This window comes from Pseudomonas kribbensis (assembly GCF_003352185.1).
Classification (GTDB): domain Bacteria; phylum Pseudomonadota; class Gammaproteobacteria; order Pseudomonadales; family Pseudomonadaceae; genus Aquipseudomonas; species Aquipseudomonas kribbensis.
The window spans coordinates 970,984-987,964 of record NZ_CP029608.1; the positions used below are offsets into that span (position 1 = coordinate 970,984).

13 protein-coding genes are annotated in these 16,981 nt (G+C 57.2%); 7 read left to right on the forward strand and 6 right to left on the reverse strand.

Annotation, left to right across the window (positions count from 1 at the left end; all coding sequences use genetic code 11):
- Nucleotides 1-105: 105 nt before the first annotated feature.
- Nucleotides 106-2,451 (reverse strand): TonB-dependent receptor, encoded by a 2,346-nt coding sequence (locus DLD99_RS04370; RefSeq protein WP_114881393.1) that lies wholly within the window; start codon nucleotides 2,449-2,451, stop codon nucleotides 106-108.
- Between the two features lie 207 nt (nucleotides 2,452-2,658).
- On the opposite strand from DLD99_RS04370, the gene DLD99_RS04375 reads away from it, so the two are divergent.
- From DLD99_RS04375 to DLD99_RS04390, 4 genes are all read left to right on the forward strand, one after another.
- Nucleotides 2,659-3,339 carry a Fe2+-dependent dioxygenase gene (locus DLD99_RS04375; RefSeq protein ID WP_114881394.1) on the forward strand — a complete coding sequence of 227 codons (681 nt, stop codon included), beginning with the start codon at nucleotides 2,659-2,661 and terminating at the stop codon, nucleotides 3,337-3,339.
- Nucleotides 3,340-4,098: a tetratricopeptide repeat protein gene (locus DLD99_RS04380; RefSeq protein ID WP_244220777.1), complete on the forward strand. Its 759-nt coding sequence runs from the start codon at nucleotides 3,340-3,342 to the stop codon at nucleotides 4,096-4,098.
- A 235-nt stretch (nucleotides 4,099-4,333) separates the two neighbouring features.
- Nucleotides 4,334-6,550: an alpha-xenorhabdolysin family binary toxin subunit A gene (locus DLD99_RS04385; protein WP_114881395.1), complete on the forward strand. Its 2,217-nt coding sequence runs from the start codon at nucleotides 4,334-4,336 to the stop codon at nucleotides 6,548-6,550.
- A gap of 21 nt (nucleotides 6,551-6,571) precedes the next feature.
- The gene (locus DLD99_RS04390) at nucleotides 6,572-7,474 is read left to right on the forward strand and encodes a hypothetical protein (protein WP_244220801.1); all 903 of its coding nucleotides are present in this window, start codon (nucleotides 6,572-6,574) and stop codon (nucleotides 7,472-7,474) included.
- A gap of 42 nt (nucleotides 7,475-7,516) precedes the next feature.
- Here the strand turns inward: DLD99_RS04390 and DLD99_RS04395 are convergent, their stop codons facing one another.
- Nucleotides 7,517-8,680, reverse strand: coding sequence for a type III PLP-dependent enzyme (locus tag DLD99_RS04395; RefSeq protein WP_039769212.1), 1,164 nt, complete (start codon nucleotides 8,678-8,680; stop codon nucleotides 7,517-7,519).
- An 883-nt stretch (nucleotides 8,681-9,563) separates the two neighbouring features.
- Here DLD99_RS04395 and DLD99_RS04400 point away from each other — a divergent pair.
- Together DLD99_RS04400 and DLD99_RS04405 are read left to right on the forward strand one after the other, a co-directional pair.
- Complete coding sequence (locus tag DLD99_RS04400; protein WP_114881397.1) at nucleotides 9,564-10,475, forward strand: hypothetical protein; 912 nt, start codon at nucleotides 9,564-9,566, stop codon at nucleotides 10,473-10,475.
- Between the two features lie 97 nt (nucleotides 10,476-10,572).
- A complete protein-coding gene (locus DLD99_RS04405) occupies nucleotides 10,573-11,493 on the forward strand; it encodes a hypothetical protein (RefSeq protein WP_114881398.1) in 921 nt (306 codons plus the stop codon).
- Nucleotides 11,494-11,545: 52 nt separating this feature from the next.
- On the opposite strand, the gene DLD99_RS04410 is transcribed toward DLD99_RS04405, so the two are convergent.
- Genes DLD99_RS04410 through DLD99_RS04425 form a run of 4 tightly spaced genes read right to left on the reverse strand, consistent with a single transcriptional unit; the run spans nucleotide 11,546 to nucleotide 14,971 of the window.
- Nucleotides 11,546-12,703 carry an osmoprotectant ABC transporter ATP-binding protein OsmV gene (locus tag DLD99_RS04410; RefSeq protein WP_114881399.1) on the reverse strand — a complete coding sequence of 386 codons (1,158 nt, stop codon included), beginning with the start codon at nucleotides 12,701-12,703 and terminating at the stop codon, nucleotides 11,546-11,548.
- Complete coding sequence (locus DLD99_RS04415; RefSeq protein ID WP_114881400.1) at nucleotides 12,700-13,353, reverse strand: ABC transporter permease; 654 nt, start codon at nucleotides 13,351-13,353, stop codon at nucleotides 12,700-12,702. Before DLD99_RS04415 ends, DLD99_RS04410 begins: the two co-directional genes overlap by 4 nt.
- 13 nt (nucleotides 13,354-13,366) lie before the next feature.
- A complete protein-coding gene (locus DLD99_RS04420; protein ID WP_114881401.1) occupies nucleotides 13,367-14,260 on the reverse strand; it encodes a glycine betaine ABC transporter substrate-binding protein in 894 nt (297 codons plus the stop codon).
- 21 nt (nucleotides 14,261-14,281) lie between these two features.
- Nucleotides 14,282-14,971 carry an ABC transporter permease gene (locus tag DLD99_RS04425; RefSeq protein WP_170931630.1) on the reverse strand — a complete coding sequence of 230 codons (690 nt, stop codon included), beginning with the start codon at nucleotides 14,969-14,971 and terminating at the stop codon, nucleotides 14,282-14,284.
- Nucleotides 14,972-15,328: 357 nt separating this feature from the next.
- Between DLD99_RS04425 and DLD99_RS04430 the strand changes: the two genes are divergently transcribed.
- Nucleotides 15,329-16,912 carry a peptide chain release factor 3 gene (locus tag DLD99_RS04430; RefSeq protein ID WP_085608055.1) on the forward strand — a complete coding sequence of 528 codons (1,584 nt, stop codon included), beginning with the start codon at nucleotides 15,329-15,331 and terminating at the stop codon, nucleotides 16,910-16,912.
- Nucleotides 16,913-16,981: the final 69 nt, after the last annotated feature.

Consider the following 16,981-nt stretch of genomic DNA (forward strand, 5'->3'; position numbering starts at 1 on the left):
GTGTTCACGGCGTGCATTATGCCGTGGGTTATCGAGAAACGTTCTTTATTGCGCACAAAAGCCCCGTTCAAGTGAATGAACGGGGCTCAAGACTTCCCTCTTCGATCAGAAGTGGAAGTTGGTGCTCAGCAATGCCGTACGGCCCGCGGCCTGGTTGGCGAAGTGAGTCGAGAAGGCTTTGTCGTAGTAGGTTTCGTTGGTCAGGTTCTGCACGTTCAGTTGCAGGTCGACGTTTTTGCTCAGCTTGTACGCGGCCATCGCGTCGTAGCGAACATAGGAATCGACCATGGTGGTGTTGGCCACGCTGCCGTACACGTCATCCACGTAGAACGCACCGCCACCGATGGTCAGCTTCGGCGTGACCTGGTAAGTGGTCCACAGGCTGGCGCTGTTTTTCGGGGTGTTCGGCAGTTCGTTGCCGTTGTTGGCCTTGTTGGCCGGCAGGTCACCACCGTCCACTTGCTCGCTGTCCATGTAGGCGTAGCCGGCGAATACTTGCCACTTGTCGGTGATCTTGCCGCTGGCCGACAGCTCGATACCCTGCACACGGGTCTTGCCGACGTTTTCGTACGAGGTGGTATCGACTTGCACACGAGCGTTGTCTTTCTCGGTGCGGAAGATGTCGGCGGTCAGCGACAGGCGATCGTTCAGCAGATCCCACTTGGTGCCGATTTCGTAGTTCTTGGTGGTTTCCGGCTCCATGTCGCTGCTCAGCAGGTTGCCGCTGCGATCAGTGGTGCCGCCCAGCGGGTTGCCGTCCATGCCTTCACCCAGGGTGCTGCCCGGTGGGGTGGCCGAGGTGGCGTAGGACGCATAGATACTGCCGTTTGGTGCCGGTTTGTAGACCACGCCGAACTGCCCGGTGACGAACTCGCTGGTGTCTTTGCCCTTGGACTCGATGCCTTTGGTCACGACGGTGGCGCCCGAGCCATCGTAGGTGCGGTACTTGGTGTCGAAGTGGTCGTAACGCAGGCCCATGTTCACCAGCCACTGATCGGACAGTTCCAGCGTATCGAACGCATACAGCGCGTAGGTATTGGCCTTGGTGTCGGTGCCGGCGTAGTTGCGCGAGATTGCGCCATTCCACGGATCATTCGGGTTCGGGTTCGACAGCGAGGTGCAGTTGTAGCCGCTGGAAGCGCCGATCATCGACGGCGTGCAGTTGGTGCTGGACGTGCCAGGGCTGCCCGGGGTGGTGTCGGTGTTGACGTTGTACGAGGACTTGCGGCTTTCCTCACGGGTGTACTCGACACCGGTGGAGAAGCTGTTCTTGAAGCCCGCAACGTAGAAGTTGCCGAACAGGTCAGTCTGGTTGGTGGTGGTCTCGGTGTTGCTCACGCGAGTGTTCGCACGACGCCAGACGCTGCCATTGTTGACGTTGCCCTTGCTGTCGTCCGGCTGGGTCAGGATGTAGTCCTGCATGCTGGTGCCGTGACGCAGGGTGTTCTTGATGGTCAGCGAGTCGCTCAGATCGTGTTCGATGGCGAAGGTCGCGGTGTCGGTGCGGCCCTTGCGGAAATCGCGGCCGTCCAGACCGTAGAAGTTGCTGTGATCGCCACCCGAGTACGGTTTGTCCGGGTTGGACTTGGTGCGCGCGGCCGAGCCGGCGGCCGGAATGGTGTACGGGATGCCCGAGTCCGGGGTGTCGTTGCTTTCGAGATGGTAGTAGTCGAGGTTGACACGGGTGTCGGTACCCAGGCCGAAGGCCAGGGACGGCGCGATGCCCCAACGGTCGTAGTCGACGCTGTCGCGACCGGCGACATTGCTCTCGTGGCTCATCAGGTTCAGACGGCCGGCGGCGGTGTCGCTGAACTGGTAGTTGCCGTCCAGGGTGTAGCGCTGGGTCTGGTCGGAGCCCCAGGTGAAACCACCGTCGAACGAGTTGCCCAGGTGGGCTTTCTTGCTCACCAGGTTGATGCTGCCGCCAGCCGCGCCGCGACCGCCAATGGCGGAGTTCGGGCCCTTGCTGACTTCGATGTTTTCCACGGCGAAGATCTCGCGGCTCTGGGAACCGGTGTCGCGCACGCCGTCGAGGTAGGTGTCGCCCTGGGCGTCGAAACCACGGATGAACGGACGGTCGCCCTGTGGGTTGCCACCTTCACCGGCACCGAAGGTGATGCCCGGCACGGTGCGCAGCGCATCCTGCATGTTCAGGGCGCCGGTGTCTTTCAGGACTTGTTGCGGAATAACGGTAACCGAGCGCGGTGTGTCGACCAGCGGCGCGGTGTACTTGGGCGAGGAGGCCTTCTCGACCTGGTAGGACGTCGAGTCCTGGGCTTCGCCGGTGATGGCGGTGGCGTCCAGGGCAATGGCATTGCCGGAGGCTTTGCTGTCGGTCTTTTCGGCCGCGAACACCATGTGGCCTGCGGAGCCGGCGGTCAGTGCGACGCCGATGGCAGAGGCGAGCAGACGTGGTGAGCTGACGGGTAATTGTGCGTGTTGACGTGACATTTTTATTCCCCTCCCCAAGGATTTGAGGCGGCGGAATATAGGGTAAACAGGTATTCGTATCAATTGCGAAACATTGTTATTCGCGACGAATTTACATTCTTTACAATTTAACCTTACGGTTTTTGCCGATTCATTCGTCTAGCGGGTTTTACACAGCCAATAAGAATCAATACCATTGCCGCCTCTTTGCCATCAGGTGACTTCGACATGCTGCTGCACATCCCCGCTCTGTTCGAGAAAGACGAAGTGCGGCGCATCCGCGAGGCTCTGGAACAGGCCGACTGGGCCGACGGCAAGATCACCGCCGGCTATCAATCGGCCAAGGCCAAGCACAATCTGCAACTGCCCGAAGGCCATCCGCTAGCCAAGGAAATTGGCGCCGCGATGCTTGAACGCCTGTGGAAAAATCCGCTGTTCATGTCGGCCGCATTGCCGCACAAAGTATTTCCGCCGTTACTCAACTGCTACACGGCGGGCGGCAGTTTCGATTTCCACATCGACAACGCCGTGCGTCAGCCCAAGGGCAGCATCGAGCGAGTGCGCACCGACCTGTCGGCCACGCTGTTCTTCAGTGAGCCCGAGGATTACGACGGCGGCGAGCTGGAGATCCAGGACACCTACGGCACCCAGCGCGTGAAACTGCCTGCCGGCGACATGGTGCTGTACCCCGGCACCAGCCTGCACAAGGTCAACGCCGTCACTCACGGCGCACGTTATGCCTCGTTCTTCTGGACCCAAAGCCTGGTGCGCGAGGACAGCCAGCGCGCCTTGCTGTTCGAGATGGACGGCGCGATCCAGCAACTCACCCAGGACATGCCCGACCACCCTTCGCTGATCCGCCTCACCGGCACTTATCACAACCTGTTGCGTCGCTGGGTCGAGGTGTAAGTGGCGGACTTTCGGTTACGTCGCGAAGAAGTCCTCGACGGCGATCGACTCACGGCCATGCTCGAAGAAAGTCCGGCCCGCGCGGCCCAGGCCATTCTGCTGGCGGCAGGTGAGGGCGTGCTGGAAGCGCAGGCGCTGCTCGGGCAGATTCTGCTCGATGGTCATGGGATTGCCCAGGATCAACCGCTGGCATTGCGCTGGTTTGAAATTGCCGCCGGGCAAGGTCATCTGATGGCGCGCAACATGCTCGGCCGTTGCCATGAACACGGATGGGGTTGTGTGGCCGACGCAGCGGTTGCCGCCAGGCATTATCGCGTTGCAGCGGACGCCGGGCTGGACTGGGCGATGTACAACCTCGCCAATCTGCTCGCGACCGGACGCGGTGTAGTGATCGATCATCTCCAGGCCATGACGCTTTATCAGCGTGCGGCCGAAGCCGGGCATGCCAAGTCGATGAACCTGCTCGGTCGTTATCTGGAAGAAGGGCAAGTGTGCCCGGCGAATCCGTCAGCGGCCCGTGACTGGTATCGACGCTCGGCCGAGGGCGGGGATTTTCGCGGGCAGTTCAGTCATGCGGCGGTGCTGGCAGCTGAGGGGCGCGTCAATGACGCGCTGGTCTGGCTGGAGAAAGCATTGGCCGTCGGTAATCTGAATTTCCTGCGAGTCGCCAGTGTGTCTTTGTTGAATGCACAACATCCGCAAATCCGTGCGATGGCCGGTGCTTATAAGTTACGACTGGCAGATCTGACTGGTTTGTAATTATTTATTCTTCAGTTGGTCGTTTTTATACAGTTGATTGGGCTGTTGTCGGCTAGTGGTGCGGGTGAGTGATGGTGTTGTCTCGAATTCTAATATTTAAGATCTTGTTGGTTGTTATCTTGCTGTCCTAAGGTTGTTTTGCGATATCGATGCTCAAGTTGAAATGACTCGCTTGATGGTATCGAGTATCCATTGTGACTTTTATTAAATATCCGAAGAAGACAAGGAGTCTCTTATGGAATTCAAGATGGATAACAAGATTGTCGAGGCCGCTGCAAAAGCACCTCGAATGTTTGTAAGTGCTTCGCTCGGCGAGGGTGAAGAGTACAATCGGGAAACCGGTATTCAATTAACCAAAGAACAGATTATCAGCCTGCGCAAGTATGAAGTGCTGGGGCTGTCGCTTCCCGTTCGGCTGGCGGATGTCATTGCCTATCTGAACTATGGCGCCGGGGATGCAGGGGGCGTTGGTCTCAAGGCAGCAGACTTTCTGCGGACATTCACCTACACCTACGACCATGCGAAACGCTGGTCGCCGTTGCGTGAAAAAATCATGCTCACCGGTACTGATCTGAAGATTTTTGCCGGCAGCATTATTCGCACGGGTAAAGGGATCGTTGAGATCTACGAAGACCTGAAAGCCTCCAGGTATCTGGAGGAATACGATATCAATACGCCGGAAGAGTATCTGGAGCTGAAACGCACGATTCCGGGTCTTCCAGACCTCGGCTTGCCGTCCAGTGATGTTCCGGAAATCAAGGCCTACCTTAATGACATGCTGGCCAAAGTCATGCAGTGCCACGGGAAGGCCGAGCATGTCAGGTCCGAACTGGACAGCTTTGGCGCAGACATGCGCGAGATCGTGCTGCCGGAGATCAGGTTGCGACTGGAGTTTGTGTCTCGCAATACTTATCAGGCGGACATTCAGGTTCTTCAGGACGAGATCGATCAGCGTTCGAAAGAAATCGATGAACTGAACAAACAATATGATCAGTTGGTTCAGGAAGCGATCAGGTCCGCAGCGACGCTGAATATCGGTGGTTTGATTCTTGGCATCTATCAGGGCGTCAAGGCCGAAAAGATCCGCAAGGAGCGAAACCTGCGTAAGGCAGAGCAACTGGCCTCCAACCAGCTGATGGCCAGCAAAAATCAGACACTGAGTTCCCTGAACAAGATTCGCGACGACTTGCAGAACCTGAGTTATGTAGCGATAGAGGCTGAAGTTGCCACGCAAAACCTGATGCTGGTATGGAATGCGCTGAGTACCTATATCAATGCGTCGGTCAAAGAAGTTGACTTGCTCCAGGAAGCAACTTCCTTGAGGAAGTTCAAGAACCAGATTCTTGGAATCATTGATCCGTGGGAACAGATAAAGGTAAGTTCCGATCAGCTGTTGGGCGTTTTTGCTGCGGCAGATAAAGAGTATGGAAGCAGTTTCACGATGTTCGGGAGTAAAGCAGTGATGTTTTCGCTAAATAGTTCCGTTAATTCGGATTTTGACGCCGCAGCCTTGCGTGCCCACGCGGCGGCTGTTCAGACCAGTAATGTCACTGCGCAAATGCTGGGTGAGCAGTTCGATTATCTGCCGGGCACCGTTCGCACAATGAACGGGCTGACGATGGCTATCCAGAACGCCACATTCGGGCTCCGTAACCAGGCCCAGGTAACCGGGATCAGTCTGGAGCGTGCGCAGAATAAGCTGAAGACAGCTCAGAGCGAACTGATTGATTACCCGGAAGACGCGGATGAAATCCGCGAAGAAATGGAAATCGAGCTCAAGAATGTATCGATGAAAGTCTCCGAGCACGCGAACGATTTGAAGATGACGCACAACGGCTTGAGTACAGCTTATGACCGATCGGCTTCGGCGCAATGGATTGTGGAGCTACAGCAGGACCATGCGTTCGCGGAGGCATTGAAGGTCAAGTCGGAAGAAAAAATCGCCGATTTCGAAAAGCAGATGAAATCGGTGTCTGAAGCGCTTGAGCTGATCGCGAAAGCCGGGGTGGAGAAAATCGGTAAGGAAGCCCGATTGACGCTGGATAACCTCAAAGCACTGGGGCTGGCGCCACCGCAGGTTCAGATTGCACTGCTTGCCATTGATACCTTGAAAAAAATGATCGCGGGTATCGGCGAGGCCATTTCTTATCTGAACATGCTGGCGGGTTACAACCAGCTCAAGGATAAGGCGGCTGATATGAGGGAACAGTTGAAGAAGCACGTCAACGATATCTACCAGATCGATGGAAAGATTCAGCTGGTGCAAGTCCTCGACCAGTTGGACGAAGAGCGCTGGAGTTACGTGAATGAGTATTCGAATCTGGTGGCCGTATTCGAGTCCTTCGCCCGAGACTTCAAACCGGATAAGTCGCAGCCTGCCGAGCAACGGACGGTTGCCGCACTCACCCGGATTGCCGACGTCAGGCAGTACCTGAAAACTGTTCAGCAGTAAGGAGTCGAGGCGGTGGGCGACATGCCCGCCGCTTCCCTGTCATTCATGAAAACACTTGCCTATGAATTCTCCACAACGCAGCGACGCGTGCTGGATCGATACACAAGTTTCCTCGGTTCTCTTCACCCAACCTTCAACAACATTCCTTTGGTGTTTGAGCGCCGCAGAGCCAGCGGTCATCAACTGGCGGTACTGGCCAGCGATTCGCGTTTGAACAACGCCAGCTTCAATGCACGCTACTTGCAGGAGTTCTGGCAGCGCACCGAAGAGGCTCGGTGCCTGTGCAGTACTTACGTTGCGGATCTAGCTGCGTTCACTACCGAAACGCTGGAAATTACCCGCAATACTTCAAGGAACGAGCCCCTCAGCCAGGTGGATTTCAAGTTGTACAGCTTATCCAGGTCGCCGACCTGGAGGTTGTTTCCCCCTACCGATGTCCCGGACCTCGTTCACGAACTGGCGCTTCGTTTTTCCTCGTTGAGGGCAGCGATAGGCCAACTGAAATACACAATCGTCGAGGTGCATGACGAGTCGTTCGGGCTCAAGTCGGTGTTTGGCAGGGCGATGGATCATCGCTCGTGCCAGTGCCATACCCAGCCCGCAGTGGTTGAGGAGTTGTTTCGTGAAGCGCGCACGACGCCGGTTTGGGACGTGGCTTATTCGTCAGCGGATCCGGTAGTCAGGGCCGCTGAATACAAAGCTGATGTAGCAGCGTTGTTTAACGGATTGGCTTCCGTGAGTTCGCACATCAACGTGTTTCTCGAAGAAACCGGCTTGCGCATCGACATGCTGTTCTACGACTTATTGAGGGCAGAGCGCGTGTCGAAACTCGGTGAGTTGAATTTCCACCTGGCCGCCACGCAAGAGGGCGCCGATGAGTTCATGACGATGCTCGATCATCTTGAGAGCTGGCTGCGCAAATAAAAAAGGCCCATGCATGCATGGGCCCTTTCATTTGAAGCGTTTTCACACGTAGAAGGATTTCAGCGGCGGGAAGCCATTGAACTCTACGGCGCTGTAACTGGTGGTGTACGCACCGGTCGACAGCCAGTACAGGCGATCACCGATCGCCAGGTTCAGCGGCAGGCCGTACTTGTAGTTTTCGTACATGATGTCGGCGCTGTCGCAGGTCGGGCCGGCGATGACGACTTCCTCCATCTCGCCTTTCTTCTCGGTCCAGATCGGGAACTTGATGGCTTCGTCCATGGTTTCGATCAGGCCGGAGAACTTGCCCACATCGGTGTAAACCCAACGCTCGACGGCGGTGCGGGATTTGCGCGCAACCAGTACCACTTCACTGACCAGGATACCGGCGTTGGCGATCAGCGAACGGCCCGGTTCCAGGATGATTTCCGGCAGGTCATCACCGAAGTCTTCCTTCAGGAAACGGATGATTTCTTCGGCGTAGGTTTCCAGGCTGTTGGTGCGGGTGATGTAGTTGGCCGGGAAGCCACCGCCCATGTTGATCAGCTTGAGGTGGATGCCGTCTTCTTCCTTCAGGCGCTCGAAGATCACTTTGACCTTGGCGATCGCCGCGTCCCAGACGCTGATGTCGCGCTGTTGCGAACCGACGTGGAACGAAATGCCGTACGGCACCAGACCCAGGTCGCGGGCGAGGATCAGCAGGTCCATGGCCATGTCGGTCTGGCAGCCGAACTTGCGCGACAGCGGCCAATCGGCCGTGGTCGAGCCTTCGGTCAGGATGCGCACATAGACTTTGGCGCCCGGTGCTGCTTTGGCGATATTGCGCAGGTCGGCTTCGGAGTCGGTGGCGAACAGGCGCACGCCTTTCTCATAGAAGTAGCGGATGTCCTTGGATTTCTTGATGGTGTTGCCGTAGCTGATCTGGTCCGGGCTGACGCCACGGCTCAGCACTTTGTCCAGCTCATAGATCGAGGCGATGTCGAAGCTCGAGCCTTTCTCTTTGAGAAGGTCGATGATCTCGACGGCCGGGTTGGCCTTGACCGCGTAGTAGACCTTGGCGAATTCGAAACCGGCGCGCAGGTCATCGTAGGCCTGCGCGATCATCGCGGTGTCGATCACCACGAACGGGGTTTCCTGCTTGTCGGCGAACGCCTTCATTTTCTGAAAGGTTTCGCGCGCGAAATAGTCTTCGACCTGGATCGACATACTTGGGACTCCTAGTGGCAAACGTCGTTAATCAATGGGTGCATATGAACGTCCTCCGTATCCCCACTTTGGTTCGCCTACTTCCCAAGGCATGTCGCCGAAAGCAAAAAGGCCATGGGTCGTTGCCCTTGGCCTTGCTGTCTCGTCGTCAGTACTTGAGCCGGATGGATCGTTTCCAGCATGGACGTTCGGCGCGAACTTTAGGGCGTGAGGGGCCTGAGATCAACTAAAAATGTCGCGTTTTTGCACGCTTCTGACGTGCGTCGCGGATATCACTCTTTGTAGCCGACCGAGATGACGGTCAGATGTTCCGCAATATTTTTCAGGTGTTAAAAATACCTGCACGTTCGAAGCTGATGCGTGCCAAGTCATTGCTAAGTATGATCACTTCAACATCGGCGACGTTGGCGGCGAGAAGGACGGCTGAGGGTGGATTTGCTGGCTGTGGCTGACAGTTTCGGTCGAGTTCGGCCACCCGGGGTGTTGATATTTCTTGCCGGGTCATGGGCGGAGTAAAAAACGCAGCCTTCAGGATCCGGTGGTCGAAAAAAAACAGCTATCGAACATTCTTTTGGATTTTGATCAGGCCACCGCCTCGGCCAGCGCGCGGATCATGTCGATCCGCTGCTGCTAGCCGAACAGGCATTCAATCGCAGTCTGGCTATAGCCTCACCTGTTTTAATCTCGAAAAAATATGGCTGGCCTGTCAACTACTGTCAGTTCTGACAGGTGCTTTATTTCTGAATAGTTATTAGGGTAATTGCACGGTCGTCAAGCTGAACTCGTTTAGATGTTATTCCGAAATCTGAATTTGAAAGTGCATTTTTTTGCGCGAAAAAGTTCAGGGTCGGGGTTCGGCTTATGATTTTTGGAGGCGGGGAAAATGAACAGGGTATTAATGTGGCTGGTTATATTGTTACTTTCGGGGTGCGTGACTCATGATCTTTCACCGAATGTCTCCCCCGACAAAAATGCACAAGCCAGTTCTGGAATAACACAGTCCTATACCGGACCCGAGACGGCGTCTTATTTAACCGAGTACTACAATAATGTTTCTATCTCCATGTGCCGAGCCAACCCCCGAGCACCGAAGTTCCTGTGCAGTGGTGTGATGCTGCGAGCGACACAGCACTCTACTGCCTTCCATTTCTGGGACCCGAACCCGAACTCCACAGGTGTTTCATTTTCCTGGCTGAGCAAGGGCGCCAAGTTCAGCAAGCTGGTGTTCGGCTACAACAATGGTTTTATTTTTAACCCATATTTCTATAAACCCGCCGGAAAGATTTCACCGGAAATCCTGTGTTTCTTTCCAGTCGATGGCGCCACAACTTCACGTACCAACAGTGGCTGCGGAGAAACGCCTGGCATCCCTAGCAGTGCTCCATGTCAGGGGCAGAGTATAAATACGGCTGCGCAATACATTGCCCACTACAACAGCCATGATCAAAAATACGGATACCTGTGCGGATTTGATGTCCGCGATGCCCTGGATGAAAAAGCCACGCAAGCATTCAATGAAGCCGTCAAGGCTCAAGGGCAAGGCGGGACGTTTGCCTTCAATACACAAAACGAATTCCGACTGGAAAACTGGGGGCAGGGCAAAGGTGCGGTGTTGCCGATCATGGCGGTTTTCTACCTCAACGACTCGGGTAAACCTGCGGCGCAATACGACCAGCGTGATTTCAAGACGCAGACCGGCATCTGGCTTCCAATGATCCGGATGACACTTCCCCAAACACCGGCAGTTGAAGCGAAGTTTGAATTCATCGCCGCGGATCAAGCCATCTCTTCCTGACCATAAATGGACAGCACCTCTCCACTGTCGCCGCCTTTTTCACAACCCCGTGCTTCACGCCAACGCAACGTTCAATGACTTTGAGAAGGTGAGTGCGATGAAACGAATAGTGGTTTTGTTGTTTATGCTCCTGCTTTCAGGGTGTGCGAATCACGCTCCTGTGCCGAGAGTCGATTCCGTAAAAAGTGCACCGGACGTGCAGTCCTCAGAAGTCGGGATACAGGGGGCGGGTACGGGACCGCAGATCGCGGCTTATCTGGCGGAGGCCTATAACAACACGTTGAGCATGTGTAGAAATAACCCCTCAGCACCGGCATTCCTGTGCACAGGGGTATTGTTGCGTGCGACCCAGCATTCCACGCAGTACCACTTCTGGAACCCGAATCCGAGTTCCACTGGCGTTTCGTTCTCTTGGTTACGTAAGGATGCAAAATTTAACAAGTTGGCGTTTGGGTACAATAACGGGTTTATTTTTTATCCTTACTTCTTCAAACCCGATGGTAAGTTTCAACCGGAGATTTTGTGCTTTTTTCCGGTGGACGGTGCCACAAGTAATCGCGGGGATAAAGGGTGTGGGCAGTATCCGGGATACGCTACAAGCATTCCGTGCCAATCGCAGAATATTAAGACTGCCGCGCAGTACATCGCGCTCTACAACAGTCAGTCGGCGAAATATGGATCGCTTTGCGGATTTGATGTACGCGATGATTTGAACCAGGCGGCAACCGTAGCTTTCAATGAGGCGGTCAAGGCGCAAGGACAAGGGGGGACCTTTGCATTCAATACACAGAATGAGTTTCGTATTGAGAAGTGGGGGCAGAACCTGGGTACCACCGTGCCAATAGAAGCGCTGTTCTACGTCAACGATACAGGCAAGGCCGGCGCGCAATACGACCAGCGTGATTTCAAGACGCAGACCGGCATCTGGATTCCAATGATCCGGATGACACTTCCCCCGACCCCTGCGGCTGATGCGAAATTTGAATTCATTGCAGCCGATCAGGCCATTTCTTCCTGAACCAACAAGGGCGGTGCTTACCCACAAGCACCGCCCATTTCACGGCTGGTTTTCACACCAGCGCAACTTCCGCCGGCGACACAATGCTGGTCTTGCCCCCACGGGATTTGCCCGAGCTCAGATACTCGGCAATCGACTCCTGGGTAACCTCGCCGAGAAACACTCGCTCGGCATCCATCACCGGCAACCAGGCACGATTGAATTCGTACATGCGCGACAACAGGATGCGTAAATGCTCGTCGTACGCAGCCGTGGCGTTGAACTCACGCAGGAACTGCGCGCACGTACCGGTCTGACGATGCAGGTCGCGACGTCGCACGTAACCCAGAGCCTTGTTCTCGGCACAGGTGACCACCACGTAGCGACGGTCATGCTCGTCCATCAATTCCAACGCATCGGCCACCGGGGTTTCCGGGCTCACGGATGGAGCGTTGTCCGCCGCGTCTTCCGCCTTCACCAGCAACAGGCGTTTGAGCGTGCTGTCCTGGCCGACGAAGTTACTGACAAAGTCGTCTGCCGGATGGGCGAGCAAGGTGTCCGGGTGGTCGATCTGCAGCAGTTTGCCGGCGCGGAAGATGGCGATCTTGTCGCCGAGCTTGATCGCCTCATCGATGTCGTGACTGACCATGATCACGGTCTTGTTCAGCGCCCGCTGCATCTCGAAGAATTCGTTCTGGATCATCTCGCGGTTGATCGGGTCCACCGCACCGAACGGTTCGTCCATCAGCAGCAGCGGTGCATCCGCCGCCAGTGCCCTGATCACACCGATCCGTTGTTGCTGGCCGCCGGACAGTTCACGGGGATAACGATGCAGATATTGCTTGGGTTCCAGCTTGATCATGCTCATCAGTTCGCGGGCGCGGTCATGGCATTTCTGTTTGTCCCAGCCGAGCAGTTTCGGCACCACCACGATGTTCTCTTCGATGGTCATGTTGGGGAACAGACCGATCTGCTGGATCACGTAGCCGATGTTGCGACGCAGGGTCACTTCGTCGAGGTCGGTGGTGTCTTCGCCGTTGATCAGGATTTTGCCCGAGGTCGGTCTGATCAGGCGGTTGATCATTTTCAGCGTGGTGCTTTTGCCGCAACCCGATGGCCCGAGGAACACGCAGATTTCGCCTTCATTGACGGTCAGGCTTACCGAGTCCACGGCTTTCACATCTTTGCCGTTGCTTTGGAAGGTCTTGCTGAGGTTTTGAAGTTCGATCATTTGAGGAGTCCTTTTGGAGTCAGCGAACGTTGCAGCCACTGCAAAATGAGGTCGGCGAAGATCGCCAGAAGACTGACCAGCAGCGCGCCGACGATCAGCATCGACATGTCACTGCGGCTGATGGAGGCGAGGATCAGCACGCCGAGGCCGCCGGCGCCGATGGTCGCGGCGATGGTCATCACGCCGATGTTCATCACCACGGCGGTGCGCACGCCGGCGAGGATCACCGGCACCGCAATCGGCAGCTCGACCATGTGCAGGCGCTGGCCGAAGGTCATGCCGATGCCGCGTGCGGCTTCGCGAATGCCCGGTTCGACGCCGGTCAGGGCGAGGTAGGTGTTGCGCATGATCGGCAGCAGTGAATAAAGGAACACGGCGGTGATCGCCGGCATCGGGCCGAGGCCCTGACCGAATTTCGAATAGAACGGCAGCAGCAGGCCGAACAGCGCAATCGACGGCACGGTCAGTAGCACCGTGGCGCTGGCCTGCAACGGGCCGGCGAGGCTCGGGAAGCGCGTCATCAAAATGCCCAGCGGCACGCCGATGAGGATCGCCAGGCTGACGGCAATGCCGACCAGGGTGATGTGCTGCCAGGTCAGGTGCATCACCTGCTGCCAGTCGAGGTGGGAAAAGGCGTTCAAAAATTCCATGACTTTTCCTCCTTCAGTTCAGTGGGTGCTGGCGCAAGAAGTCGGCAGCGACTTTCGACGGACTCTCGTGATCGACATCGACCCGTGCGTTGAGCTGACGCATGGTTTCGTCGTCGAACAGTTCGGCCAGTGGCTTGAGTTGCGCCGCCAATTGCGGGTGAGCGTCGAGGTAGGCCTGACGCACCACAGGCGCGGCGGTGTAGTCCGGGAAGTAATGCTTGTCGTCTTCCAGCAGCTTCAGGCCGAACGCGTTGAGGCGACCGTCGGTGGTGTAGACCAGGCCGGCAAACACCTGGCCGTTGCGCAGTGCGGTGTAGACCAGCCCCGCGTCCATCTGCCGGATGTTCTGGCGCGTCAGGTTCATATCGTAGAGCTTGACCATGCCGTCCAGACCGTCGGAGCGGTTGGCGAATTCGGTGTCCAGCGCCACCAGATGATTGCTCTTGGCCTCGCTGCGCAGCACGTCGTTCAACTGGCTGATGTTGCTGATCTGCGGATATGCCTCGGCCACTTTCTTCGGCAGGGCGAGGGCGTAGGTGTTGCTGAATTTCGACGGCGTCAGCCAGACCAGGCCTTTTTTCGCGTCGAGTTCTTTCACCCGGGCATAGGACTGTTCGCTGTCGAGTTTTTCGGTGACATGGTTGTAGGCCACCAGCGACACGCCGGTGTATTCCCAGAGCATGTCCAGTTGCCCGCTTTCGTGGGCGCTGCGGGCCAGGTTGCTGCCCAGTCCGCCGGTGATCTGCGCGTCGTAGCCTTTGCTGCGCAGATATTGCGCGGTGATTTCCGCGAGCAGGGTCTGCTCGGTGAACACCCGGGCGCCGAGGCGAATGAGCGGTTTTTCGGCGGCTTGCGCCAATCCTGCGAACAGCAGAACGCAGCCCAGAATCAAGCTAAGTCGTTTCATGAATATTCCTTTGCCGAAGCCTTAAGACGGGCGCAAACCGCGTTCCAGCCAGAGACGGCTGGCGAGGGTGACCACGCCATCGAGCAGCAGGGCCAGCAGCGCGGTGCACGCGGCGCCGAGCAGCAGTTGCGGCTGATTGTTCAGGGCGATGCCGGGGAAGATCAGGCTGCCGAGGCTGTTGGCGCCGATCAGGAACGCCAGCGGCGCCGTACCGACGTTGATCGCCAGAGCCACCCGCACACCGCCGACGATGATCGGCACGGCATTGGGCAACTCGACCTGCCACAACACCTGGCGCGGGGTCATGCCGATGCCGGTGGCGGCTTCTTTCAGCGAGCCCTGGACGTTTTTCAGGCCTTCGTAGGTGTTGCGCACAATCGGCAAAAGCGAGGCGAGGAATAAAGCGAAGATCGCCGGACCACTGCCGATGCCGAGTATCCCCAGGGCAATCGCCAGTACGGCCAGCGGTGGCACGGTGTTACCGATGTTGAAGATCTGCATGAAGCGTTCGGCGCGGCCGACCATGGTCGGGCGGCTCAGGAAGATACCGGCGGGGATGCCCACGACAAGGGCGGCCAGCATTGAAGCGAGGACGAGAATCAGATGAGCTTGCAGGTAAAACAACAAATCGTCGCGGTAGTGTTCGATCGTGTTGATGCCGATCCAGTGGACCAGCAGGGCCAGGAGCGCGATCACCACCGCACCTCCCATCAGCCCTTTGCCATAGCGGATAGCCACAGGCGGACTCCTTTTTTATAGTCGGCGGACGCTGTCCCGAGTGGCATGCCATGCCTGGCTGCCGGGAGTGAACGTTCGCGAGAAGCAGCTCGCCCAGCACCGGCCAAAAGCGGTCTGAAAGCGAGCCGTGAGCGCAACCTCGTCAGGCTAACTTGCTGATTTTTCAGCCCCTGACAAAAAGTCGTAACAGGGGATGGACGTCTCCGTGCTTTAAAAGGTTCCCATCTGAGGCAGCATTTGGCCACCCTTAATGTGCTCAACGGTTCGGTTATTGTCTTGACTTGGGCTATAATCGCGGCCCTTTTTTGAATCACCGCCAGGCGATTTCCCATGACCAGACAGGCCGCCGAAGTCGCGAAACGCCGCACTTTCGCCATTATTTCCCACCCCGATGCCGGTAAAACCACGATCACCGAAAAGCTCCTGTTGATGGGCAAGGCGATTGCAGTGGCCGGTACGGTGAAATCCCGTAAATCCGACCGCCATGCGACATCCGACTGGATGGAGATGGAGAAGCAGCGGGGTATTTCCATTACCACGTCGGTCATGCAGTTCCCGTATCGCGAACACATGATCAACCTGCTCGACACCCCGGGCCACGAAGACTTCTCCGAAGACACCTACCGCACCCTGACCGCGGTGGACTCGGCCCTGATGGTTCTCGACGGCGGTAAAGGTGTAGAGCCACGTACCATCGCCCTGATGGATGTCTGCCGTCTGCGTGACACGCCGATCGTCAGCTTCATCAACAAACTCGACCGTGACATCCGCGACCCGATCGAACTGCTCGACGAAATCGAAGCCGTCCTGAAGATCAAGGCCGCGCCGATCACCTGGCCGATCGGTTGCTACCGCGACTTCAAGGGCGTGTACCACCTGGCGGACGACTACATCATTGTCTACACCGCCGGTCACGGTCACGAACGCACCGAAACCAAGATCATCGAGAAGCTCGATTCCGACGAAGCCCGCGCCCACCTGGGTGACGAGTACGACCGCTTCCTCGAACAGCTGGAACTGGTGCAGGGCGCCTGCCACGAGTTCAACCAGCAGGAGTTCATCGACGGTCAGCTGACCCCGGTGTTCTTCGGTACCGCACTGGGCAACTTCGGTGTCGATCACGTCCTCGACGCCGTGGTCGACTGGGCGCCGCGTCCGCTGCCGCGTGTGGCCAACGAGCGCACCGTGGAGCCGGTGGAAGAGAAGTTCTCGGGCTTCATCTTCAAGATCCAGGCGAACATGGACCCGAAACACCGCGACCGCATCGCCTTCATGCGTATCTGCTCCGGCAAGTACGAGAAAGGCATGAAGATGCGCCACGTGCGTACCGGCAAGGACGTGCGCATCGGCGACGCCCTGACGTTCTTCTCCTCCGAGCGTGAACAGCTGGAAGAGGCGTATGCCGGCGACATCATCGGTCTGCACAACCACGGCACGATCCAGATCGGCGACACCTTCAGCGAAGGCGAAACCCTGGGCTTCACCGGTATCCCGCACTTCGCCCCGGAACTGTTCCGCCGCGTACGCCTGCGCGATCCGCTGAAATCCAAGCAACTGCGCCAGGGCCTGCAACAGCTGGCCGAAGAAGGCGCGACCCAGGTGTTCTTCCCGGAGCGCAGCAACGACATCATCCTCGGCGCCGTCGGTGTGCTGCAGTTCGATGTGGTCGCCAGCCGCCTGAAAGAGGAATACAAGGTCGAGTGCTCCTACGAGCCGATCACCGTGTACTCCGCGCGCTGGATCGAATGCAGCGACAAGAAGAAGCTTGAGGAATTCTCCAACAAGGCGGTGGAAAACCTGGCGCTGGACGGCGGCGGTCACCTGACCTACCTCGCTCCGACCCGGGTCAACCTGGCCCTGATGGAAGAGCGCTGGCCGGACGTGAAATTCCGTGCGACCCGTGAGCATCACTAAGCGTTGACTGCAACATCCAGAGCCCTGAGGCGCGAGCCTCGGGGCTTTTTATTGCCTGGGCGGTGGTTG